Origin of the sequence: Vitreoscilla filiformis (assembly GCF_002222655.1) — a bacterium.
Lineage (GTDB): Bacteria > Pseudomonadota > Gammaproteobacteria > Burkholderiales > Burkholderiaceae_C > Ideonella > Ideonella filiformis.
In genome coordinates, this window is sequence record NZ_CP022423.1 from 754,646 (window position 1) to 777,882 (window position 23,237).

Annotated in this window: 14 protein-coding genes; 7 read left to right on the forward strand and 7 right to left on the reverse strand. The window is 62.3% G+C overall.

Features of this window, described 5'->3' with window-relative positions:
- Positions 1 to 16: 16 nt before the first annotated feature.
- On the reverse strand, positions 17 to 1,060 hold the full coding sequence (locus tag VITFI_RS03545; RefSeq protein WP_089415806.1) for a type IV pilus twitching motility protein PilT: 1,044 nt from the start codon (positions 1,058 to 1,060) through the stop codon (positions 17 to 19).
- A 54-nt stretch (positions 1,061 to 1,114) separates the two neighbouring features.
- Here VITFI_RS03545 and VITFI_RS03550 point away from each other — a divergent pair, with 54 nt between their 5' ends.
- Positions 1,115 to 1,828, forward strand: a complete 714-nt coding sequence (locus VITFI_RS03550; RefSeq protein WP_089415807.1) for a YggS family pyridoxal phosphate-dependent enzyme — start codon at positions 1,115 to 1,117, stop codon at positions 1,826 to 1,828.
- Here VITFI_RS03550 and VITFI_RS03555 read toward each other — a convergent pair.
- Positions 1,808 to 3,091, reverse strand: a complete 1,284-nt coding sequence (locus VITFI_RS03555; RefSeq protein ID WP_089415808.1) for a solute carrier family 23 protein — start codon at positions 3,089 to 3,091, stop codon at positions 1,808 to 1,810. The genes VITFI_RS03550 and VITFI_RS03555 overlap by 21 nt on opposite strands.
- A 262-nt stretch (positions 3,092 to 3,353) precedes the next feature.
- Here VITFI_RS03555 and VITFI_RS03560 point away from each other — a divergent pair, with 262 nt between their 5' ends.
- From VITFI_RS03560 to VITFI_RS03570, 3 genes are read left to right on the forward strand one after another with little or no spacing between them, the layout of a single operon-like run.
- Positions 3,354 to 10,994, forward strand: a complete 7,641-nt coding sequence (locus VITFI_RS03560) for a beta strand repeat-containing protein (RefSeq protein ID WP_089415809.1) — start codon at positions 3,354 to 3,356, stop codon at positions 10,992 to 10,994.
- A gap of 57 nt (positions 10,995 to 11,051) precedes the next feature.
- A complete protein-coding gene (locus VITFI_RS03565) occupies positions 11,052 to 13,220 on the forward strand; it encodes a peptidase domain-containing ABC transporter (RefSeq protein ID WP_089415810.1) in 2,169 nt (722 codons plus the stop codon).
- A gap of 2 nt (positions 13,221 to 13,222) precedes the next feature.
- The gene (locus VITFI_RS03570) at positions 13,223 to 14,563 is read left to right on the forward strand and encodes an HlyD family type I secretion periplasmic adaptor subunit (RefSeq protein WP_089415811.1); all 1,341 of its coding nucleotides are present in this window, start codon (positions 13,223 to 13,225) and stop codon (positions 14,561 to 14,563) included.
- Here the strand turns inward: VITFI_RS03570 and VITFI_RS03575 are convergent.
- Positions 14,535 to 15,458 carry a LysR family transcriptional regulator gene (locus VITFI_RS03575; protein WP_089415812.1) on the reverse strand — a complete coding sequence of 308 codons (924 nt, stop codon included), beginning with the start codon at positions 15,456 to 15,458 and terminating at the stop codon, positions 14,535 to 14,537. The genes VITFI_RS03570 and VITFI_RS03575 overlap by 29 nt on opposite strands.
- Before the next feature lie 123 nt (positions 15,459 to 15,581).
- Here VITFI_RS03575 and VITFI_RS03580 point away from each other — a divergent pair, with 123 nt between their 5' ends.
- A complete protein-coding gene (locus VITFI_RS03580; RefSeq protein ID WP_089415813.1) occupies positions 15,582 to 16,013 on the forward strand; it encodes a tellurite resistance TerB family protein in 432 nt (143 codons plus the stop codon).
- Between the two features lie 90 nt (positions 16,014 to 16,103).
- Positions 16,104 to 17,111: a TerC family protein gene (locus VITFI_RS03585; protein ID WP_089415814.1), complete on the forward strand. Its 1,008-nt coding sequence runs from the start codon at positions 16,104 to 16,106 to the stop codon at positions 17,109 to 17,111.
- A 476-nt stretch (positions 17,112 to 17,587) separates the two neighbouring features.
- Here VITFI_RS03585 and VITFI_RS17815 read toward each other — a convergent pair whose 3' ends face one another.
- Together VITFI_RS17815 and VITFI_RS03600 are read right to left on the reverse strand one after the other, a co-directional pair.
- On the reverse strand, positions 17,588 to 18,010 hold the full coding sequence (locus tag VITFI_RS17815) for a hypothetical protein (RefSeq protein WP_157725548.1): 423 nt from the start codon (positions 18,008 to 18,010) through the stop codon (positions 17,588 to 17,590).
- Positions 18,011 to 19,378: 1,368 nt separating this feature from the next.
- The gene (locus tag VITFI_RS03600) at positions 19,379 to 19,723 is read right to left on the reverse strand and encodes a peptidase associated/transthyretin-like domain-containing protein (RefSeq protein WP_089415817.1); all 345 of its coding nucleotides are present in this window, start codon (positions 19,721 to 19,723) and stop codon (positions 19,379 to 19,381) included.
- A 192-nt stretch (positions 19,724 to 19,915) separates the two neighbouring features.
- On the opposite strand from VITFI_RS03600, the gene VITFI_RS03605 reads away from it, so the two are divergent.
- Positions 19,916 to 20,335, forward strand: coding sequence for a BLUF domain-containing protein (locus tag VITFI_RS03605; RefSeq protein WP_089415818.1), 420 nt, complete (start codon positions 19,916 to 19,918; stop codon positions 20,333 to 20,335).
- Here the strand turns inward: VITFI_RS03605 and VITFI_RS03610 are convergent.
- Positions 20,307 to 22,211, reverse strand: coding sequence for an ABC transporter ATP-binding protein (locus VITFI_RS03610; protein ID WP_232476660.1), 1,905 nt, complete (start codon positions 22,209 to 22,211; stop codon positions 20,307 to 20,309). The two genes, VITFI_RS03605 and VITFI_RS03610, sit on opposite strands and share 29 nt — an antisense overlap.
- Positions 22,208 to 23,227, reverse strand: a complete 1,020-nt coding sequence (locus tag VITFI_RS03615; RefSeq protein WP_232476661.1) for an ABC transporter permease — start codon at positions 23,225 to 23,227, stop codon at positions 22,208 to 22,210. The genes VITFI_RS03610 and VITFI_RS03615 overlap by 4 nt, the downstream gene beginning before the upstream one ends.
- Positions 23,228 to 23,237 lie beyond the last annotated feature (10 nt).

Sequence of the window (23,237 nt, forward strand, 5' to 3'; positions counted from 1 at the left end):
CATCCGTGGAAAGGGGTTAACCGGGGAAGTTTTCCGGGAATTTGGCTTTGGAGCGCGCTTCCTCGACGGAAATTTTGTTGCGCCGCACCAAGTCGGCCAGCGCTTGATCCAGGGTCTGCATGCCCAGGCTTTGGCCGGTTTGGATGGCCGAATACATCTGGGCGATCTTGCCCTCGCGGATCAGGTTGCGCAGGGCGGGCGTGCCCACCATGATTTCGTGCGCGGCGGCACGGCCATTGCCGTCCTTGGTTTTGCACAGCGTCTGGGAAATGATGGCCACCAGCGATTCGGAGAGCATCGAGCGCACCATCGCTTTTTCTTCGGCGGGGAACACGTCCACGATCCGGTCAATGGTTTTGGCGGCGCTGGAGGTGTGCAGTGTGCCGAACACCAAGTGGCCGGTTTCGGCGCCGGTCAGGGCCAGGCGGATGGTTTCCAAGTCCCGCATTTCCCCCACCAGAATCGCATCCGGGTCTTCGCGCAGGGCGGATTTGAGCGCGTTGGCGAAGCTGTGCGTGTGGGGCCCGACTTCGCGCTGATTCACCAGGCACTTTTTGGGCTCATGCACAAACTCGATCGGGTCTTCGAGGGTGAGGATGTGACCATACTCGTTGGTGTTCAGATAGTCGAGGATGGCCGCCATCGTGGTCGATTTGCCGGAGCCCGTCGGCCCCGTGACCAGCACCACGCCGCGTGGCGACAGAGCGATTTTGGAGAAAATCGGCGGCGAGTTGAGCTGTTCGAGCGACAGGATCTTGGACGGGATTGTCCGCAACACCGCTGCGGCACCGCGCTGCTGGTGGAATGCGTTGACCCGAAAGCGCGCCAGCCCTTGGATTTCGAAACTGAAGTCACACTCCAGGTTTTCTTCGTACTCCTTGCGCTGGGTGTCGTTCATGATGTCGTAGATCAGCGCATGCACCTGCTTGTGATCCAGGGGCTCGACGTTGATGCGCCGCACGTCTCCGTGGACGCGAATCAGCGGCGGCAAGCCAGCGGAGAGGTGCAAGTCGGAGGCTTTGTTCTTGACAGAAAAAGCAAGCAGTTGCGTGATGTCCATGAATGCGTTCCAACACAGTGGCGCCAGCGGGCGCTGGCTTATGCTCGGGAAATCATGTTGAGTATCGCTGAGAACCTTGAGGCCGTGCGCCAGCGCCTGGCGCGTGCGGCGACCTGTGCTGGGCGTGCCCCGCAAGCGGTTGGCTTGCTGGCGGTGAGCAAAACTTGTTCGGCTGAGGCTGTGCGGGCGGCGTATGCCGCAGGGCAGCGGGCTTTTGGTGAAAACTACGTTCAAGAAGCGTTGGACAAAATCCACGCTTTGGCCGATGTGCGCTCCGAATTGGCGTGGCACCTCATTGGCCCGCTGCAAAGCAACAAGACCCGTGTCGTGGCCGAAGCGTTCGACTGGGTTCACAGCGTCGATCGGCTCAAGATTGCTCAGCGTCTGAGTGAGCAGCGGCCCGTGTGGTTGCCGCCGCTCCAGGTGTGTTTGCAAGTCAACGTCAGTGGTGAGTTGAGCAAAAGCGGCGTGCCGCTTCATGAAGTGGCCGCGTTGGCACAAGCGGTGGCCGTGCTGCCGCGTTTGCAACTGCGTGGGCTGATGGCCATTCCGGAACCTGCGGATTCTGAGGCCGCGCAGCGCGAGCCCCACCGGCGGCTCCATGCGTGTCTGATGCAACTTCAGGCCCAGGGTCTGGCGCTCGATACCCTGTCGATGGGCATGAGTGCCGACTTGGAAGCCGCCGTGTTGGAGGGCGCGACCTGGGTGCGCGTGGGCACCGCTATTTTTGGGGCTCGGGCGCCGCGCTCAGGGCTTGCGCCCCAGTAGGGCGTGCAGCAGCACGGCGCCGAACGTCGCGGTGCCGATGCCGCCCAGCGCGAAGCTGCCGAATTGCAGCGTGTAGTCCCCGGTGCCCAGGATCAGGGGGATGGCGGCCACCAGCAAATTGGCGTTTTCGCGGAAGTCCACGCGGTTGTCCACCCAGATTTTGGCGCCGGCCACGGCAATCAGGCCGAACACCACGATGGACACGCCCCCCATCACCGCCAGCGGGATGGTCTGGATCAGCGCGCCGAACTTGGGCGAAAAGCCCAGCACGATGGCCACACCCGCTGCCACCACGAACATCGCACTCGAATAGATGCGCGTGGCGGCCATCACGCCGATGTTTTCCGCGTAGGTGGTGACGCCCGAGCCACCGATGGCGCCCGACACCATGGTGGCCACCCCGTCGCCGACAAACGCGCAGCCGATCTTGTCGTCCAAGTTGCGCCCGGTCATGGCGCTGACGGCCTTGATGTGGCCGAGGTTTTCCGCCACCAAAATCAGCGCCACGGGGGCGATGAGCAGCATGGCGTTGCCATCGAACACGGGGGCCGCAAAATTCGGCATACCCAGCCAGGGTGCGGCGGCCAGGGCACCGAGGTCGATGGGTTTGCCCAGGCCCAGCCCGTTGGTCAGCACCGCATAGAGGACGCTGGCCAGCAGCAGGCCGACCAAAATCAGCAGCCGTTGCACCATGCCCGATGTGCGCACGGCCACCCAGCCGACGCACAGGAAGGTCAGGGCTTGCATCCACTTGTCAAAGTCCGTCGGGGCCATGTTTTTGATGGGAACGCTGGCCAAGTTCAAGCCGATCACCGCCACCACGGTGCCGGTCACGACGGGGGGCATGAGGCGCTCGATCCAGCGAGTGCCTGCAAACTTCACCAGCACACCGAACAAGGTGTAGAGCGCGCCGCAGGCCATGATGCCGCCCAAGGCCAGGCCGATGTGGGGGTTGGGGCCGCTCTGGCCCGCATAGCCGGTGGCAGCGATCACCACGCCGATGAAGGCGAAACTGGAGCCGAGGTAACTGGGCACTTGGCCACCGACCAAGGCGAAGAAAATCAGCGTCCCCACGCCAGAGGTGAGGATGGCGACGTTGGGGTCAAACCCCATCAACAGCGGTGCCAAGACGGTGGCGCCGAACATGGCGATGACGTGCTGAAAGCCCAAGGCCACGGTTTGTGGCCAGGCCAGCCGTTCGTCGGGGGCGACGACGCGGCCCGGCTCGGCCGGGACTTCGCGCCAATGAGGGATGAAGCTCATGACAGACTCCTGCAAAGGCACCGGGTTGGTGCGGGCGGCAGTGTAGGTTCGGTGTGCCCCACACTTGAGGCCGCGTGAGCCGGAAGCCTTGGCTTGCTTGGTCTGGATGAGAATCGGAAAATGGGGCGGGACTTTGGTGCCTGTTATGTCAGACGTGGTTTGTAAATCAAATGTCTGATTTTGTGAGAAATGTTTCTAAGGTTTGGCGAATCCACCCGATGCGGTCATTTGCCATTAAGTTCAGCAAAAGATCGAAAGGTTCATGATGTCCATCGCGGGTTGGAAAGTTGCCCAGGCTGAGCTGGCACAAGCGTCCTCCGACACCATCCTCGGCTCGACCGCCACGACGGCGAGTGTGAGTGTGACGGGGTCGGCTTCCAGTGCGGTCAATACAGCAGGTGATCAGGATTGGTGGAAGGTGACGCTGTCGGCGGGCACGACGTACACGTTCAAGCTGAACGCGGGCACGGGTTCGACGTTGGATGCCTACCTGCGGTTGCTCAACAGCAGCGGCACCCAAGTGGGGGTGAACAACGACGCGGCTACGGGCACCAAGAACGCACAGATCACGGTCAAAGCCACAGTTAGTGGCACGTATTACCTGTCGGCGCAGGGTTACAACAGCACCACGGGAGCTTACGCGCTGTCGGTGGCGGCGACGGACACGGTGCTGGGAACGAAGGCGACGACCGCCAGCGTGGCGGTGAACGGTTCAGCCAGCAGCACGGTGGATTTTGCGGGCGATCAAGACTGGTGGAAGGTGACGCTGTCGGCGGGCACGACGTACACGTTCAAGCTGAACGCGGGCACGGGCTCGACGCTGGATGCCTACCTGCGGTTGCTCAACAGCAGCGGCACCCAAGTGGGGGTGAACAACGACGCGGCTACGGGCACCAAGAACGCACAGATCACGGTCAAAGCCACAGTTAGTGGCACGTATTACCTGTCGGCGCAGGGTTACAACAGCACCACGGGAGCTTACGCGCTGTCGGTGGCGGCGACGGACACGGTGCTGGGAACGAAGGCGACGACCGCCAGCGTGGCGGTGAACGGTTCAGCCAGCAGCACGGTGGATTTTGCGGGCGATCAAGACTGGTGGAAGGTGACGCTGTCGGCGGGCACGACGTACACGTTCAAGCTGAACGCGGGCACGGGCTCGACGTTGGATGCCTACCTGCGGTTGCTCAACAGCAGCGGCACCCAGATGCTGTCGAACAACGACGCAGCCACGGGCACCAAAAACGCGCAGATCACATTCACGGCGACGACCAGCGGCACCTATTACCTGTCCGCACAAGGCAACGGCACATCGACGGGGGCTTATGCGCTGTCGGTGGTGGCCACAGACACGGTGCTGGGCACGACGGCGACGACATCAAGCGCGGTCATCAATGGCACGGCCAGCAGCACGGTGGATTTTGCGGGCGATCAAGACTGGTGGAAGGTCACCCTCTCGGCGGGGACGACGTACACATTCAAGCTGAACGCGGGCACGGGTTCGACGTTGGATGCCTACCTGCGGTTGCTCAACAGCAGCGGTACCCAGGTGGGAGCGAACAACGACGCGGCCACGGGTGATAAGAACGCGCAGATCACGGTCACGGCGACGACCAGCGGCACCTATTACCTGTCCGCACAAGGCAACGGCACATCGACGGGGGCTTATGCGCTGTCGGTGGTGGCCACAGACACGGTGCTGGGCACGACGGCGACGACATCAAGCGCGGTCATCAATGGCACGGCCAGCAGCACGGTGGATTTTGCGGGCGATCAAGACTGGTGGAAGGTCACCCTCTCGGCGGGGACGACGTACACATTCAAGCTGAACGCGGGCACGGGTTCGACGTTGGATGCCTACCTGCGGTTGCTCAACAGCAGCGGTACCCAGGTGGGAGCGAACAACGACGCGGCCACGGGTGATAAGAACGCGCAGATCACGGTCACGGCGACGACCAGCGGCACCTATTACCTGTCGGCGCAAGGCAACGGCACATCGACAGGGGCTTACGCGCTGTCGGTGGTGGCCACAGACACGGTGCTGGGCACGACGGCGACGACATCAAGCGCGGTCATCAATGGCACGGCCAGCAGCACGGTGGATTTTGCGGGCGATCAAGACTGGTGGAAGGTCACCCTCTCGGCGGGGACGACGTACACATTCAAGCTGAACGCGGGCACGGGTTCGACGTTGGATGCCTACCTGCGGTTGCTCAACAGCAGCGGTACCCAGGTGGGAGCGAACAACGACGCGGCCACGGGTGATAAGAACGCGCAGATCACGGTCACGGCGACGACCAGCGGCACCTATTACCTGTCCGCACAAGGCAACGGCACATCGACGGGGGCTTACGCGCTGTCGGTGGTGGCCACAGACACGGTGCTGGGCACGACGGCGACGACATCAAGCGCGGTCATCAATGGCACGGCCAGCAGCACGGTGGATTTTGCGGGCGATCAAGACTGGTGGAAGGTCACCCTCTCGGCGGGGACGACGTACACATTCAAGCTGAACGCGGGCACGGGTTCGACGTTGGATGCCTACCTGCGGTTGCTCAACAGCAGCGGTACCCAGGTGGGAGCGAACAACGACGCGGCCACGGGTGATAAGAACGCGCAGATCACGGTCACGGCGACGACCAGCGGCACCTATTACCTGTCCGCACAAGGCAACGGCACATCGACGGGGGCTTACGCGCTGTCGGTGGTGGCCACAGACACGGTGCTGGGCACGACGGCGACGACATCAAGCGCGGTCATCAATGGCACGGCCAGCAGCACGGTGGATTTTGCGGGCGATCAAGACTGGTGGAAGGTCACCCTCTCGGCGGGGACGACGTACACATTCAAGCTGAACGCGGGCACGGGTTCGACGTTGGATGCCTACCTGCGGTTGCTCAACAGCAGCGGTACCCAGGTGGGAGCGAACAACGACGCGGCCACGGGTGACAAGAACGCGCAGATCACGGTCACGGCGACGACCAGCGGCACCTATTACCTGTCCGCACAAGGCAACGGCACATCGACGGGGGCTTATGCGCTGTCGGTGGTGGCCACAGACACGGTGCTGGGCACGACGGCGACGACATCAAGCGCGGTCATCAATGGCACGGCCAGCAGCACGGTGGATTTTGCGGGCGATCAAGACTGGTGGAAGGTGACGCTGTCGGCGGGCACGACGTACACGTTCAAGCTGAACGCGGGCACGGGTTCGACGTTGGATGCCTACCTGCGGTTGCTCAACAGCAGCGGCACCCAGGTGGCCAGCAACGACAACGCCACCAGCGGCACATCCAGCGCGCAGATCACCGTCACGGCCACTGCGAACGGAACGTACTACCTTGCAGCCCAAGGCAGCGGCGGCACAACCGGCGCCTACGTGCTTGACGTGCTGGCCACAGACACCATCCTAGGCTCCACTGCCACAACCGCCAGCGTTGCGGTGAACGGTTCATCCGGCAGCACGGTGGATTTTGCGGGCGATCAAGACTGGTGGAAGGTCACCCTCTCAGCGGGGACGACGTACACATTCAAGCTGAACGCGGGCACAGGTTCGGTGCTGGATGCGTACCTGCGGGTGCTCAACAGCAGCGGCACCCAGGTGGCCAGCAACGACAACGCCACCAGTGGCACATCCAGCGCACAGATCACTTTCACGGCCACGGCCAACGGAACGTACTACCTTGCAGCCCAAGGCAGCGGCAGCACAACCGGCGCCTACGTGCTCGACGTGCTGGCCACCGACACCATCCTGGGCTCTACCGCCACGACCGCCAGCGTGGGCATCAACGACTCGGCCAACAGCACCGTGGACTATGCAGGTGAGCAGGACTGGTGGAAGGTGACTCTCTCGGCCGGTACCACCTACACCTTCGACCTGAAAGCCCGCAGCGGATCGCTGTTGGATGCGTACTTGCGCTTGTTGGACAGCAACGGTGTGCAACTGAAGGTCAATGACGCCGCGTCCGATGGCGCCCTGGATGCCCAAATCACCTTCACCGCGACCCGCAACGGCACTTACCACCTGTCCGCCCAAGGGGCTAGCGGGACGAGTGGCGCTTACGTGCTGTCTGTGCAGGCCCTCGATGCGGTCAAAGGCTCCACCGCCACCACCGACAGCGTGACCCTCAACGCCACCGCCGTCGAAAGCACCGTGGACTTTGCAGGGGATCAGGACTGGTGGAAAGTCACCCTCACAGCAGGCACGACGTACACGTTTAAGCTCGGTGCCGGGACGGATTCGACGCTGGATGCGTACCTGCGGGTGCTCAGCAGCACGGGGGCGTTGCTCAGCGTCAACAATGACGCCTCCTCTTCGACAACGGATGCCGAGATCACGTTCACGGCGGGCAGCAGCGGCACGTATTACCTCTCGGCCCAGGGCAATGGCACCTCCACGGGGGCTTACACCCTGTTCGCCACCACCGACACCATCGTGGCTTCGTCCTCGACCGCATCGATCCAAGCGGTCAACGCCTCCGCCAGCGACAGCGCCATCGACTTCAGGGGCGACCAAGACTGGTGGAAAGTCTCCCTGGTGGCCGGAACCACCTATGTGTTCGAACTGAAGGCCTCGGCGGGCTCGTCTCTGGACGCTTTCCTGCGCCTCATCGATGACAGCGGCAGCCAAGTCGGCGCCCGAGACGGTGGGTTCAGCTCCGGGACGGACGCCAAAATCACCTACACCGCGACCACCAGTGGCACCTACTACCTGTCGGCGCAGGGGGCTGATGGCACCACGGGGGACTACACCGTGTTCGCCACCACCGACTTGATCGCAGGATCGACGGAAACCACGTCCACGGTGGGACTCGATGGCACGGCCAGCACCGACGTCATCGACTATGCCGGCGACCAAGACTGGTGGACCGCCACCCTGACCGCCGGCACCACCTATGTGTTCTACCTGTCCGCATCGACGGACTCGTCCTTGGATGCCTACCTGCGGTTGCTTGATGGCAACGGGGCGGTGCTGGAAACCAACAACAACCAGTCATCGGACACGGCCAATGCCCGCGTTGTCTACGAGGCCACGCAGAGCGGCACCTACTACCTGTCGGCACAGGGGGTCAGTGGATCGCTCGGGGCCTACGACGTGTTCACCATCGTCGATGCCGTGCCTGGCTCCACCGCCACCACCTCGGAACTCAGCACAGCGCCGGGGGCAGCCAGCTCGGGCACCATCGATTACGGCACCGACCAAGACTGGTGGAAAATCACCCTGGTGGCCGGGCGCACCTACACCTTCCGCTTGGGGGCCGATGTGGACTCTCCGCTCGACGCCTACTTGCGCCTGGTCGACCAAGACGGCACCCAATTGGCTGCGGGCAATGACAGCACCAATGGATCGGTGGCCTCCAAGGATGCGCGTGTGACCTACACCGCGACCTACAGCGGCACTTACTATGTTTCAGCGCAGGGCTACAGCGGGTCGGAGGGGAACTATGTGATGTCGGTGGGTTCGGACGCCATCGACGGTTCGGTCAACACCACGGCATCCCTGACGGTCAACGGAGCGGCTGGCTCCAGCGACATTGACGAGTCAGCCGACCAAGATTGGTGGCGCATTCGCCTGTCGGCGGGCTCGTCCTACACCTTCCGGCTCACAGCCCCCTCGGGCTCCAGTTTGGATCCGTACCTGCGTTTGCTCAACAGCACGGGTGTGGAGTTGGTGGTCAACGATGACAGCGGATCGTCCACACAAGATTCGCTCATCTCGTTCACGGCCACGGCCACTGGGGTGTACTACCTGTCTGCCCAGGGGGCTGGCACCACGTTTGGCAGCTACAACATCCAGGCGTTCGGGGATGCCATCGCCGGCTCCACCGACACCACCGCCGTGCTGACCATGAACACCACGGGCACCAGCACCATCGACACCGTGGGCGATCAAGACTGGTGGAAGGTGACCCTGACTGCCGGCACGGCCTACGAATTCCAACTGCAAGCGGCGGATGGTTCGTCCATTGATGCCTACTTGCGCTTGCTGAACGCATCGGGCAACTTGGTGACGTTCAACGATGACAACGGTTCCTTGCGCGATTCGCTGTTGATCTACACCCCGACGACGTCCGGCACCTACTACCTGTCGGCGCAGAGCCGGGACGTCACCGGGGATTACGTGATTTCGGCGATGGCTTCGGATGCGATTCCGGGCACGATCGAATCGACCGTCACGCTGGATGTGAATGGTGTGGCCGGGGCCAGCGTGGTCGATTTGGCCACCGACCAAGACTGGTGGAAGATCACCCTGACCGCTGGGGCCACCTACACCTTCCTGATGAAGCCGCAGACCGGATCGACGCTGGATCCCTACCTGCGGCTGATGAACAGCGAAGGGCAAGAGCTGGCCAGTAACAACGACCGCAACGGCAGCACCGTCAACGCTTACATCACCTACACCGCGACCACCAGCGGCACGTATTTCTTGGCGGCGCAGTCCAACAGCGGTGCTTCGGGGGATGCGCTGGCCGGGTTGTACACCATCAAAGCCAACTCGGTGGACATCATCGACGGCGCCAATACCACCACGTCGGTGCTGGTGATCAGCGGGGCCGAGGGCTCCAGCATGATCGACAGCAGCACCGACCAAGATTGGTGGAAAGTAGAACTGACGGCTGGCACGGCCTACACCTTCCGCCTCAGCGCGGCCGCAGACTCCCCGCTGGATGCCTACCTGCGCTTGCTCAACAGCGATGGCACCGCAGTGGCCTCCAACGATGACAGTGGCAGCAGCAAAAACTCGGTCATCTCCTACACGGCCAAGACCACGGGGGTGTTCTACCTGTCGGCTCAGGGTTATGGGGCCTCGACAGGGGCGTATGTGATCTCGGCCACCTCAACGGCGTCCGACAGCATCCCAGGCACCCGCGCCACCCGGGCGGTGCTCACCGTCGGTGGGGATGCGGGCAGCAGCACGGTGGACGCCACCTCCGACCAAGACTGGTGGAAGGTCACCCTGGTGTCGGGCACCACGTACACCTTTGACCTGAAGGCGGCAGCAGACTCGTCGTTGGACAGCTACCTGCGCCTGCTCGACAGCAACGGCGTGCTCCTCACCTACAACGATGACAACAACGGAGCCGACGATGCGCAAATCATCTACACGGCGACCAAGAGTGGCACGTTCTACCTGTCGGCCCAGGGTTACGGTTCTTCGACCGGCGCTTATTCGCTGACGGCCACCGCCAATGCGGCTGACACCATCCCGGGCAGCGCTTCGACCACGGCCACACTCACGGTCAACGGCGAGGCGGGCAGCAGTGCGATCGATTCGACCGGGGATCAGGATTGGTGGAAGGTGCGTCTGAAGGTGGGGGTGACCTACGTTTTCACCCTCTCGGCAGATGTCGATTCGACTTTGGATCCCACCTTGCGCCTGCTGAACAGCGCCGGCACCAAACTGACCTCCAACGACGACATCAACGACAGCAACAAGAACTCGCGCATCACGTACACGGCATCGGCCACGGGCACCTACTACCTGTCGGCCCAGGGGTACAACAGCACGGGGGCTTACACGATTGCGGTTGTGTCCAGTGGGGCTGCGAGTTTGGCCCAGGCTGCCAGCGAGACGTCCACGTCCACCCCAGACGCCGAGGTGTTCAGCTTCACCGCTACCCGCAGCGAGGTGACCACGATCCGCGACTTTGACACCGGCACGGATCGGATCGAAGTCACCAGCAGCAACTTCGGCGGGCTGAAGGTGGGGGCGCTGTCCGCTGCCAATTTCCAAGCGGCGGGTTCGACGCTCACCAGCCGCGCCGCCGTTTTCCTCTACGACAACACCACAGGCGCACTCGCCTTCGACGCCGATGGCATCGGGGCAGGGGCCGCCGTGCAAATCGCCCAACTCACGGGCGCTCGCACGCTGCGTGCGTCGGACATCTTCGTCGTCAACGGCTGACGATCGACACTCCCCCCGTTCTTCGGCCGGCTTCGCGCCGGCCGTTTTCTTCCTGCCATGATCGCTTCTTCTCCCCCCGGGCCCACCGAGGCCCAACTGGCCACGGGCGTGGATTGTTTGGTGGCGATCTGCCGTCACCACGGGCTGTCGGTGACGCCCCACCGCGTGCGCACCGAACACATGCCGCGCTTCCCCGAAAGCCTGCCCGCTGCCTTGCGCGGCGCGGCCCAAGCGCTGGGGCTGCGTGCCTTGTTCAAAACCGTCGCGCCTGAGACCCTGCCCGTGTTGCGCGATGCGCTGCCCGCCATCGCCCTCCTGAACAACGGCCATTGCGTGGTGCTGGTGGGTGTCAAAGAAACCCCCGAAGGCCGGTTGGTGGCATTGCTCGACCCCTTATCCACTCCAGCCAACGCGGTGTTTTTGCTGCCCGAAGCCGAGCTGTGCGCCCAATGGGCGGGCGAAGTGCTGCTGCTGAGTCGCGTGTACGCGCTCAACGATCCACAGCAGCCGTTTGGCCTGCGCTGGTTTGTGCCGGAGCTGCTGCGCCAAGGTTCGCTGCTGCGCGACGTGGCCGTGGCCGCCCTCATGCTGCACCTGTTGAGCTTGGCGGTGCCGATCTTCATGCAATTGGTGATCGACAAGGTCATCGTCCACCAGGGCTACGCGACGCTCTATGTGCTCACCAGTGGCGTTCTCATTGCGCTGCTGTTTGAAGCGGCGTTTTCGTACCTGCGGCAACGGCATCTGCTGAGTGCGACCAACCGCATCGACATTCGCCTGGCCAAAGCCACCTTTGGCCGCTTGTTGCAACTGCCGGTCGGGTTTTTCGAAACGCGCACGGCGGGCGTCCTGACACGCCACATGCAGCAGGCGGAAAAAATCCGCCAGTTCCTCACCGGGCGCTTGTTCACGACGCTGCTGGATGCATCGGTGCTGGTGGTGTTCTTGCCGATTTTGTTTTTTTATTCGACGCGCTTGGCGCTGATCGTGCTGGGTTTCACGGCGGTGATCGCGGCGGTGGTGTTTGCCTTGGTGCCGACCTATCAGAAACGGCTGCAAGCGTTGTACAGCGCCGAGGCCGATCGTCAGGCGGTGCTGGTGGAGACCCTCCAGGGCATGAAAACCGTCAAGGCGCTGGCCATCGAAGGCGCCAAGCGGCGCGATTGGGAGGAACGCTCCGCCCAGGCCATCCGCCTGCACTTCGGCGTGGGCAGCATCGCCATGACGGCCAACACCACCATGAGTTTTCTGGAAAAAGCCATGGGCGTGACCGTGGTGGCCGTGGGCACCCACGCGGTGTTTGACCAGAGTTTGTCGGTGGGTGCGCTGATCGCGTTTCAGATGATCGCCAACCGGGTGGTGTCTCCGCTGGTGCAGATGGTGGCCTTGGTGCATGAGTACCAAGAATCGGCCCTGTCGGTGCGCATGCTGGGGGAGATCATGAACCACCCCCAAGAAAACGCCCGCAGCAGCGCCGGGCTGATGCCGACTTTGCAGGGGCGCATCGAGTTCGAAAACGTCACCTTCCGCTATCGCCAGGGCATGACCCCGGCGCTGGACAAACTCAATTTCCACCTGCCCCCTGGCAAATTTTTGGGCATCGTGGGGCGCAGCGGCTCGGGCAAATCAACGCTGACGCGCCTCATCCAAGGGCTCTACACCGCCCAAGAAGGCGTGATCCGCTTCGATGGCGTGGACATCCGCGAAATCGACCTCACCCACTTGCGCCAACAAATCGGTGTGGTGCTGCAAGACAACTTCATTTTCCGGGGCACGGTGCGCGAGAACATCGCCATGGCGCAGCCGCACGCCGGGTTCGACGCCATCGTCGAAGCCGCCCGCGTGGCCGGCGCCGACGAGTTCATCGAGCGTCTGCCCCAGGGTTATGACACGCTGTTGGAGGAAAACGGCGCCAACCTCTCAGGCGGGCAGCGCCAGCGTTTGGCCATCGCCCGCGCCATCTTGACGCGCCCGCGCATCCTCATCCTCGACGAAGCCGCCAGCGCACTCGACCCCGAAACCGAAGCCATTTTTCTGCGCAACCTGAGCCAGTTGGCGGCGGGGCGCACGGTGATCAGCGTGTCGCACCGCCTGGCCACCTTGGTGAAGGCCGACGCCATCATGGTGATGCACCGGGGCGGCATCGTCGATGCCGGGCGGCATGAGGAGCTGCTCAAGCGCTGTGGCGCCTACCAGCAACTGTGGCAACAGCAGCAAGGAGCGTGAGCATGTCCTCCCCTTCGACCCCACCGGCTTGGCTGGTGCCCTTTCTTCCCCCCGCGCAAGCCCTGGAACTCGACGGCCCCAGCCCGCGCAGCCGTGCCGTGCTCTACACCTTGGTGGCCTTGGTGTTGGTGAGTGTGCTGTGGTCGGCGCTGGCGCAAATCGACAAAATGGTCATTGGTCGAGGGCGCATCGTCGTGCCCACGCGCAACTTGGTGGTGCAGCCGCTGGAGACCGGCGTGCTGCGTTCCATCGACGTCCACATCGGGCAAAAGGTGGCCAAGGGCACGGTGCTGGCCACCCTCGACCCGACCTTCGCCACCGCCGACGCCAACGCCCTGACCTCGCGCAGCCAAGCCTTGGGCTGGCAAGTGCAACGCCTGAACGCCGAAGCGCACAGCGACCGCACCGCGTTCCGCGCCTCCGCGCCCGGCGATGGGCCCGAAGCGCAATTGCAACGCCAGTTGTTGGACGAACGCCGCGCCATGTACGCCGCCAAAGTGTTGCAGTACGAGGAAACGATTCGGCGCCTTCAGGCTTCGCAGGAAACCAACCGCCAGGATCAAGAAGTGCTGGCCCGGCGCCTCAAGGCGTTGCAACAGCTCGAAGACATGCACCGCGAGCTGGCAGATGAGCGTTACATCGCCCCGGCGCAAAAGCTGTCGATGGAAGAGCGACGCATTGACGTGGAACGCGAGCACCGCCAAGCGGTCAACCGCGCCCAAGAGTTGGGGCGTGAGTTGGCCTCGACCCGCGCCGAGCTGCTGGCCTTCCAAAAGACCTTCCGCCAAGATGCGATGGAGCAGCTCACCAGCGTGACCCAGCAGCGCCGTGAGACCGACGAGCAACTCGCCAAAGCCCAACTGCGCGCCCGCTTGGTGACGCTGACAGCGCCGGAAGACGCCATCGTGCTGGCGATCGAAAACCGCTCGATTGGCTCGGTGATGAAAGAGGCGGAACCGTTGTTTTCCCTCGTGCCGCAAAACCAGACGCTGGAAGCGGAGGTGGAAATCACCCCGTCGGAAATCGCCGACGTGCGGGTAGGCGATACGGTGCGCCTCAAACTGGACGCCTATCCGTTCCAAAAACACGGCGCCGCCCAAGGCAAGATCATCGCCCTGACCCCGGACGCGCTGACGCGCCAAGGGGCCATGGGGGAAAACATCTCCTACTACATGGCCCGGGTGGCGTTCACCCACGTGAAGCTAGAGCAGTTGCCGGCTGCGCCCACGCTGCTGCCGGGCATGACCCTGTCGGGTGAAGTGGTGACGGGCCAGCGCTCGGTGCTGTCCTTCTTCACGTACCCGATCTGGCGCGTCATGGACGAGTCCCTGCGGGAGCGTTGACGCCTTGCAGCAGGCGCTGCACCAGCGGATGCATGACGCGCTTTTCGGTGCCGATGGCCCAGAACGCTTCTTCCACACCCGTGCAACGCCCGAGCAGGCGCACGCCGTAGGTGTCGCACAGTTCATCGCCCACCAGCTCGGCGGCGGGAAACACCCCCAGGCCGCCTGCGCCGAAGGTTTTGAGCAACGCGCTGTCCTGAAATTCACCGACGACTTGCGGGCGCAGGTTGTGGCGCTCGAACCAAGCGTCCAGTGCGGCGCGGGTGGTGGCGTGGGCGCTGGGCAGCAGCACGGGCAGGCGTTGCAGGCTGTGGGGGAAATCGGCTTGCGCGGCAGCGTCCACCAGCGTGGGCGTGCCGTACCACGCCAGGGCCGATGCGCCGAGCCGGTGGCTGTAGAGCCGCAGCGTGCCGTGCGGCGGCGGGGCGGGCCGATCCGCCAAGACGACATCCAAGCGGTGCAGCGCCAGTTGCGCCAACAGGCCGTCGAAGGCATCTTCGTGGCAGAGCAGCCGCAGGTGCGGTTCGGCCAACACCGGCAGCATCAGGCGATGCACCACGAGTTTGGGCAGGCTGTCGGCCACGCCCACGGCCAGGCGAACCACGGGCGTGGTGGCGGCGTCGCGCACCCGGTCGGGCAATTGCTGGCCGAGTTGGAAAATCAGCTCCGCTTGTTCGAACGCGGCTTGCCCGGCTTCCGTCAAAGCCAGCCCGCGCCCGGCGGGTTTGAACAGCGCGTGGCCCAGAGACTGTTCCAACTCTCGCACCTGGGCGCTGACGGTTTGCACCGCCAGGCCCAAGCGCTCTGCTGCGCGTGCCATGCCCCCTTCCTTGGCCACCAGCCAGAAGTAGTGCAGATGGCGATAGCTGAAGCTTGGCGTTTGAGCGGTGATCATGGGGTAAAACTGCGGTTTTTCCGAACTGAAGTTTCGTGATTTTCTGGTTTTTTCGCAGGGACGATCGTCTTATCGTAGAGGCTCATTCAACCCCATCGGCCCAAGTGGCCAGGAGTGATCCCCATGCGCAGTTATCCCCGCAACAGCCCCGAAGCCGCCGCCCGCATCGTCGCGCTGGCCTTGCTGGCCGACGGGCATCTGTGTGACCGTGAAATGAGCGTGCTCAACCGCTGGGACGTGGCCAGCCAGCTCGGCCTGACCCCGATTCGCTTGCAGCATGTGGTGCGCGAGTTCTGCGAAGACATGCAGCAAAGCGAACGCCTGCACTGGTCGGGAGCGGAAGCGCTGGAAGACGGGGTGTTGCAAGGTTTGTTGGCCGACGTCAGCGACCCCACGCTGCGGCTGGTGGTATTACGGTTGTGCGCCCAAATCGTTGAAGCCGATGGCCGTGTGACCGAAGGCGAATCCCGCGTGATGGCCGTCGCGTGTGCCCACTGGGGGGTGTTGCGCGAGGCCCTCGCCCCCGAACCCGAAACGTGGCTGCGCGCTGCGTAAGGCATTACCCACAAGACAAACCAACCCAGGGAGCCCGGCGTACGCTGGGCTCCCATCCGCATTGAATCGGAGGACAGCGTCGTGGAATGGATGATGGCATCGCTCACCAGCCCCTTGTGGGGCACACCGGTGTGGCTGTGGTTGGCGTTTGCAGGCGTGGTGGTCACGCTGCTGGCGCTGGATTTGGGCGTGTTGCACAAGGAGGAGCGCGAAATCGGCGTGCGTGAAAGCCTCCTGCTTTCGGCGGGTTACATCGGCATGGCGTCGCTGTTTGGCACCTGGGTGTGGTGGCTGTTGGGCGCCCAAGCGGGCACGGAGTTTTTCACGGGCTTTTTGATTGAGAAGTCGCTGTCGATGGACAACGTTTTCGTCATCGCCCTGGTGTTCAGTTTCTTTGCCGTGCCGCGTGTGTACCAGCACCGGGTGTTGTTCTGGGGCATCCTGGGCGTGATCGTGCTGCGGGCCATTTTGATTGGCTTGGGCGCGGCGCTGGTGCATCAGTTTTCGTGGGTGCTGTACCTGTTCGGGGCGTTCCTGATCATCACGGGTTTCAAAATGTGGTGGATGGCCGACCATGAGCCGGACATCGCCAACAACCCGCTGCTGAAGTTTTTGCGCCGCCACCTGCGGGTGACGCCGACGCTGGAAGGCAAGGCCTTCTTCGTCACCCGCCCCGATCCGGTGACCGGCCAATCCGTGCGCTGGGTGACGCCGCTGTTCCTGGCGCTGTGTTTGGTGGAGTTCGTGGACTTGGTGTTCGCGGTGGACTCGGTGCCGGCGATTTTTGCGATCACCAGCGATCCGTTCATCGTCTACACGAGCAACATTTTTGCGATCTTGGGCCTGCGGGCGCTGTACTTTGCGCTGGCGGCGATGATTCACCGCTTCGCTTATCTGAAGTACGCCCTGGCCTTGGTGCTGGTGTTCATTGGCAGCAAGATTTTCCTGGTGAACATCATCGGCAAGACGCCGGCCTGGATCTCGCTGAGTGTGACGCTGGGCTTGATTGCGGGTGGCGTGGTGGTGTCCTTGTGGAAGACACGGGGGCAGGAGGAAGGCCAGCCGGTCGTGGGCGGATCGGAGTCGTCCGCTCGGTGAGCGGGCGGGCTCCACCACACGCTGCTGGGCGTCGTAGCCCTTGTCGGCGATGAGCGTGGAGCCTTCGGGCACATCACCCAGCAGTGCATCGGCCCCAACCAAGTCGCGGGCTTGTCCCTCGGTGAGCTGGAACGCCGTTGGATAGCACCTGAGCGCGCCAGATGCACGCTGCGCAACACGCCGACGATGGCATGGCCTAGCACGCCTAAGTCGAGCCTGTGCGCATCAGCTTTCACACAGCACACCGGAGTCCTTGATCAATCGTGGCAGCACGGTGATCATTCCCCCCAGGGCCAAGCAGCCACGTGGCTATGACAAGCACCTGTATCGCGCACGTCGTGCGGTGGAGAACTTCTTTGCCAAGTTCAAGCAGTACCGCGCCATTGCCACACGCTACAAAAAGACCACCTGTAACTTTTTTAGGGGAGTTCTCTTAGCTTCATCTCTCATCTGGCTGGCTTGATTTATGACACGCCCTAGTATCCTAAACACCCTTTCACGAACCCTACTGCGGCACCCACTGCGGCACCACGTGAACTACCCTCAAGACGACCACCAACTGAGTCAATGACAGCAGGTGCCAAACCCCTTTGAGCACAATTACCAATTGCGGTGATCGCCTGATTTGAAAGATAAACAGGTTGTGGTGAAAAACCCATGCTGCGCAAACCAGAGTCCGGATACATAAATCTAGACTGACTTGTGCTTGTGGGCTGCTGAGCTCTTTGATAGTAAGAGGCATTGCGCTGAGCCTCTCGCTCGCTCGCCATTCGCTGTTGTTGCGCCAGGTACTGCTGACTTGGCTGAAGGGTGCTACCGTAGCCGTACTGCTGCGCAGAGGCGCCCCCTCCGGAGATAGTAAGCACCACTGCAGAAATTCCGAGCAACGAGAGCTTCATGGTTTACTCCTGCTAAAGTCAGGCTCAAAGTATTACGCACGATGTAAGTTGTGTCAATGCTGAGTTTTTTTATCTGGTATTCGGGTGGTATGTAAATACTTGAGCATACACTCGTAACTCTTGTCGGGGGAGATATGAAACGACGTGCTATATTGCAAATGACAGCCAGCTCGCTTACGAGCTATCCCTTCGCATCTGCCATGGCTTTCGATCCTGTGAGCGTAACAATTCTACTCAGTCTAATCGGGGCAGCCTCGGCTGTTTTGGCTTCTCGACAAGGAGCAGACGGGATGAGAGATAGTGCTGCCATAGCCTCTGAAAACCAAGTTTTGCTAGAGCGCTTACGCCAAGAACATGCTTTTAAGATGGCGCGCTTCCAGATGGGAGATGCTGCTGTTTTGCAAGAGATTGCTGTTACACGCAGTGGTCAGCTTGGTTCTGTCGCTTGGACAGACAATCTTGACGGGTTCGGTACTTATGCTGGTGTTGCTCGCGGTCAAGTTGGTGTCGCTCGCGGTCAGTATCGCGGCACCATGTCGACTGCTGAGGCGTCTCGACTTTCCAGGGGAGTATGGCAGGGGCGAACCATGCCCGTTCCGGTTGGAGACGGTTATTTGACACCGTCTACGAAACAGCACGATGACATTAAGGCCGCTTTGCAGCTCCCATCGTCCAGCAACGTGGTTGCAGTCAGACCGTACTCGTCTGCAAGAAGTCCAACGTCTGACGGGTGGGATATCCAAACAGTTCTTTTTGCTAATCGAGAAAACCAAGTTGACGCACTTGTTATGAACCGAATGGCTTAATCACGTTCTTGGATGTGCAAGAAGAGCTGGTGCGGCTTGGTAGCCACTATATTTTCTGTATGCGCGGTAGCGCAGCTTCCTCCTGTTGTGCGTGATTTTCCGGAAGCTGGTGGGGTTACAATTCCGGCATGCCAAGATCACCCCATCAGCCCTGACGGGCGCAGAGCCTTCTTTGGTGTAGAGGTTAATAGATGCTTTTCCAGTAGTGGCGATCCAGGAGTTTACATTGTTGGCTTTTACATGATAAATGGGGTATCTCCTGCACTTGACGCCGGCCTCAAACTTGGCAGCAGAATAAAAATTGTTCGAGGTTGCCCCGTTAATAAACCCTCTGAGCTGCGACGGATTATTAAAACCACCGCCCCCGGTAGTGGCGTTTTTTTTGAAGTAGAGAACTCCTCAGGTCAGGTATATAGTTTATTGATACGAACTTTGGAGTTTGAGCCTTCTGATGAGCTGAGGTTGGATATGCCTGCCTTAAGAAAATGTGAGACGATCGGTCTAAAACAAGCGCCCTACCTTTACTAAATCTGATTTTCCGTTGGTGACGAACGGTGGCAACCTAAAATCCCGCTTGTGTGCGCCAGATGAAACGAACCCGTTGAGCTGCGGACTCGGCAGGCAGGTTGAGCGTGGATTCGATGTGGTTCACCACCTCCCACCCGCTGCGCTGGAGGGCCAGCGTTACAGACCCACCGGGCTTGGCATTCGGGAACGCCAGCGCAAACGTGCCATCGTTCCGGCTGACCGTGTCGTTGGTGCCCGGCGCACTCACCGCCACATTCGCCAACGGCTGCCCGCGCTCCTCGTTCTGCACCACGATGCCTTGCAGCACCGCCGCCGCCAGCGCCACCCCCGGCCCGGCCAGCACACACCCCAACAACCACTGCCGCACAGCTTGTTTCATCACGCTACTCCCCGTGTTGTCTGTACAACTCTACGCGCTTTGTGTGAATGCTAAACCCAGGCCCGCGCCAAGCGCGTCGCCGCATCGGTTCCAACCGTGTCCGAGGTTGAGGCGGCATAACGCGGTGATCATGAGGGTTAAAACGGACGCTCACATTGGATATGATGGCCAATCCAGTGGAAGGATCCCGTGATGCTAATTCAACTCACATATGCAAGCCGCGCCTCTGTTGAGGTGACGCCTCAAGTGGTTCGCGATATTGCAGAAAAATCGCAGAAAAACAATTCAGCGGTTGGTATTACCGGTGCCTTGTGTTATTCGAATGGGATTTTCCTTCAAAAACTGGAAGGTGATCGACGATTTGTCAGCCGTGTTTATCACAAAATACAAAGCGACGCCCGCCATGCAGAGGCCGTTATCGTTGATTATTCGGAGATGGATTGCCGTGATTTTACGGGCTGGGGCATGGGGTTCATGGTCGCAACAAATGAGAATCAAGAGCTGTTTTTAAAATACTCCACAACGCACGAATTCAATCCTTATTTGATGAGTGCAAAGGCGCTCCGGCTGTTTTTCAACGAAATCAAGGAAAACGTTCGTTGGTTAAAATAGGCGGTGTCACTTTCGGGGTGGCGTTGTGCCGCCACCCTTTTGCCACCGCCCCCATCAAGCGCCGCGTGTACTCCTGCTGCGGGTTCAGCAAAATGTCTTCTGCCGACGCCTGCTCGACCACCTCGCCTTCTTTCATCACCAGCACTTCGTCGGCCATGAAACGCACCACGGCCAAATCGTGGCTGATGAAAACGTAGGCCAAACCCAACTCGTCTTGCAAGTCTCGCAGCAGATTCAGCACCTGGGCTTGCACGGACACATCCAATGCACTCACCGCCTCGTCCAACACCAGCACTTCGGGGTTGAGCGTCAAACAGCGCGCAATGGCGATGCGCTGGCGTTGCCCGCCCGAAAACTCGTGCGGGTACTGCTCCAGCGCTTCCTCCGGCAACCCCACTTTGTGCAGCAGCGCCCGCGCTCGCGCCAAACGCTCGGCTTCATCGGCACCGATGCGGTGGATGCGCATCGGCTCCAACAGCGTTTGCGCCACCGTGAAGCGCGGGTTGAGCGAGGCATACGGGTTTTGAAACACGATCTGGATGCGCTGGCGCATCGCTTGGCGCTCGCTTGGGCTCAGGGTCAACAGGTTGCGGTCGTGGAAAAACACCTCCCCACCGCTCGGTTCGTGCAGGCGCAGCAGCGTCAACCCCATCGTCGTTTTGCCTGAGCCGGATTCGCCCACCACGCCCAGCGTGTGCCCCCGGCGCAGCGTGAAGTTCACCCCTTGCACGGCCTTGAATTCACGCTGGCCCCACAGCCCCGTTTTGATGAAAAAACGCTTGGCCAGCGCCCGAGCTTCCAGCACCACGGGCGCGTTGGCGTCTTTGGGAGGAGTCCCCCTCTCCCCGACCCTCTCCCACGAGGGGAGAGGGAGTAAGGAAGCCCCTCTCCCCTCGTGGGAGAGGGGTTGGGGAGAGGGGGACGCCCCAGCCATGTGCGCCTCAATCACCGGCAGCCGCGCTGGCCGCTCGTGCAGCGAAGGGCGGCAGGCCAACAGCGCTTGCGTGTAGGCATCCTGCGGGCGCGTGAACACCGCCCCGGCCCAGCCCGATTCGCGCACCGTGCCGTGGCGCATCACCACCACGCTGTCGGCGATCTCGCCCACCAGCGCCAGATCGTGGCTGATGAACAGCATCGACAGCCCGAGCTTGGCCTTCAAGCGCGCCAACAGTTCGATGATTTGGCGTTGGATCGTCACGTCCAGCGCCGTGGTCGGCTCATCGGCGATCAACAGTTTGGGTTCGCAGGCCAGCGCCATGGCGATCATCACCCGCTGCTGCTGCCCGCCAGACAACTCATGGGGATAACTGTTCAAGCGCCGCGCCGGTTCCGGAATGCCCACCTCGGCCAGCAGTTCAGCCGCCCGCGCCAGTGCCGCCCGCCGACCCATCTTCAGGTGCAGCCGCAGCGGTTCGATGAGCTGTTCGCCGATGGTGAACACCGGGTTGAGGGAGGATATCGGGTCTTGGAAGACGCAAGCGATGTCCCGCCCGCGCAGTGCGCGCAGGGTCGCCGGGGCGGTTTGCAGCAGATCCCGCGCCGCGCCGCCCGGCGGTTGCCAGAGGATGCGGCCTTGGCAGCGGGCGTTGTCCGGCAGCAGGCCGACGATGGACATCGCCGTCACGCTTTTTCCCGAACCGGACTCACCCACCAGCGCCACCGTGGTGTTCACCGGCACCGTGAAGCTCACCCCCTGCAAACCCCGGCCCACGGCTTCGACGTGCTGCGGCTGGCCGCGCTCATCCCGCTCCAGCTCGAAACCCACGCGCAGTTCTTGCACGTCCAACAGCGTGGGCGGAGGTGTCCAGACCGTTGCGTCGGGCGAGGCGCCCGACCAAATCAGCGGGGCGGGGAGTTCCATTTCGGGGAGATTCATGCCTGACCCTTCAGCTTGGGATCGAGCGCATCGCGCCAGGCGTCGGCCATGAGCGAAAACGCGGTGACGAACACGGCCATGAACACCGTGGCGGTGGCCAGTTGCCACCAGTGGCCGAGGATCAGCTCGCTTTGGGCTTCGGCCAACATCGTGCCCCAGCTCACTTGGTCGATGGGCACCCCCAGGCCCAGGTAGGACAGGATGACTTCACTCTTGATGAACCCCACCACCATCAAACTCATGCGCACCAGGATGACGTGGCTGATGTTGGGCAAGATGTGCTGGAACATGCGGGCGCTGGGGCTGGCACCGATGGCCTCAGCGGCGCGCACGTAGTCGCGTGAGCGGTGTTTCATGAATTCGGCGCGCACTTGGCGGTACAGGCCCGTCCAGCCCACCAGCCCGAGGATCACCACCACCGTCGTCAAGCCCCGGCCGAACACGGCGGCGAAGGCGAAGATCAACAAAATGTCCGGCACAGCGGTGAAGACGTTGTAGACCCACTCCAGCACGTCATCCACCCAGCGGCCGAAAAAGCCCGCCAACGCGCCCAGCAGCGTGCCGATGCCCGTGGCCAGCACCGCTGCCAACACCCCGACGAACACCGAAATCTCCGTGCCTTTGACGGCCTTGGCCAGCACATCGCGGCCCATGCGGTCGCCGCCCAGGGGCAGGGTGTCGGCGCGCACCGGGTCGGCGCTGCGGTAGTGCTTGGCGCGTTCGGCCCATTCGGCGTAGCGCGGCGCCAGTGGGTCGATGTCGGTCAAATCGACGTTGGGCCCGCTGGGTTGAATCGCTCCTTCGGCGGCGTCGGGCGGGCGGGGGCCGAGAACGTGAGGTGGTGCGCTGGGCACGCCGACTTCTTGTTGCCACTGCCGCGCCACCAGCCCGCTGGCCGAGGCCACGATGAGCAGCAGGAACGCCAGCACCACGCCCAGGCTCACCAAGCCGACGCGATCCCGCCGAAAACGGCGCCACGCGGCACGCCAAACGCTGTCGGAGCGGGGGGGAGACACGGTGGCGGGT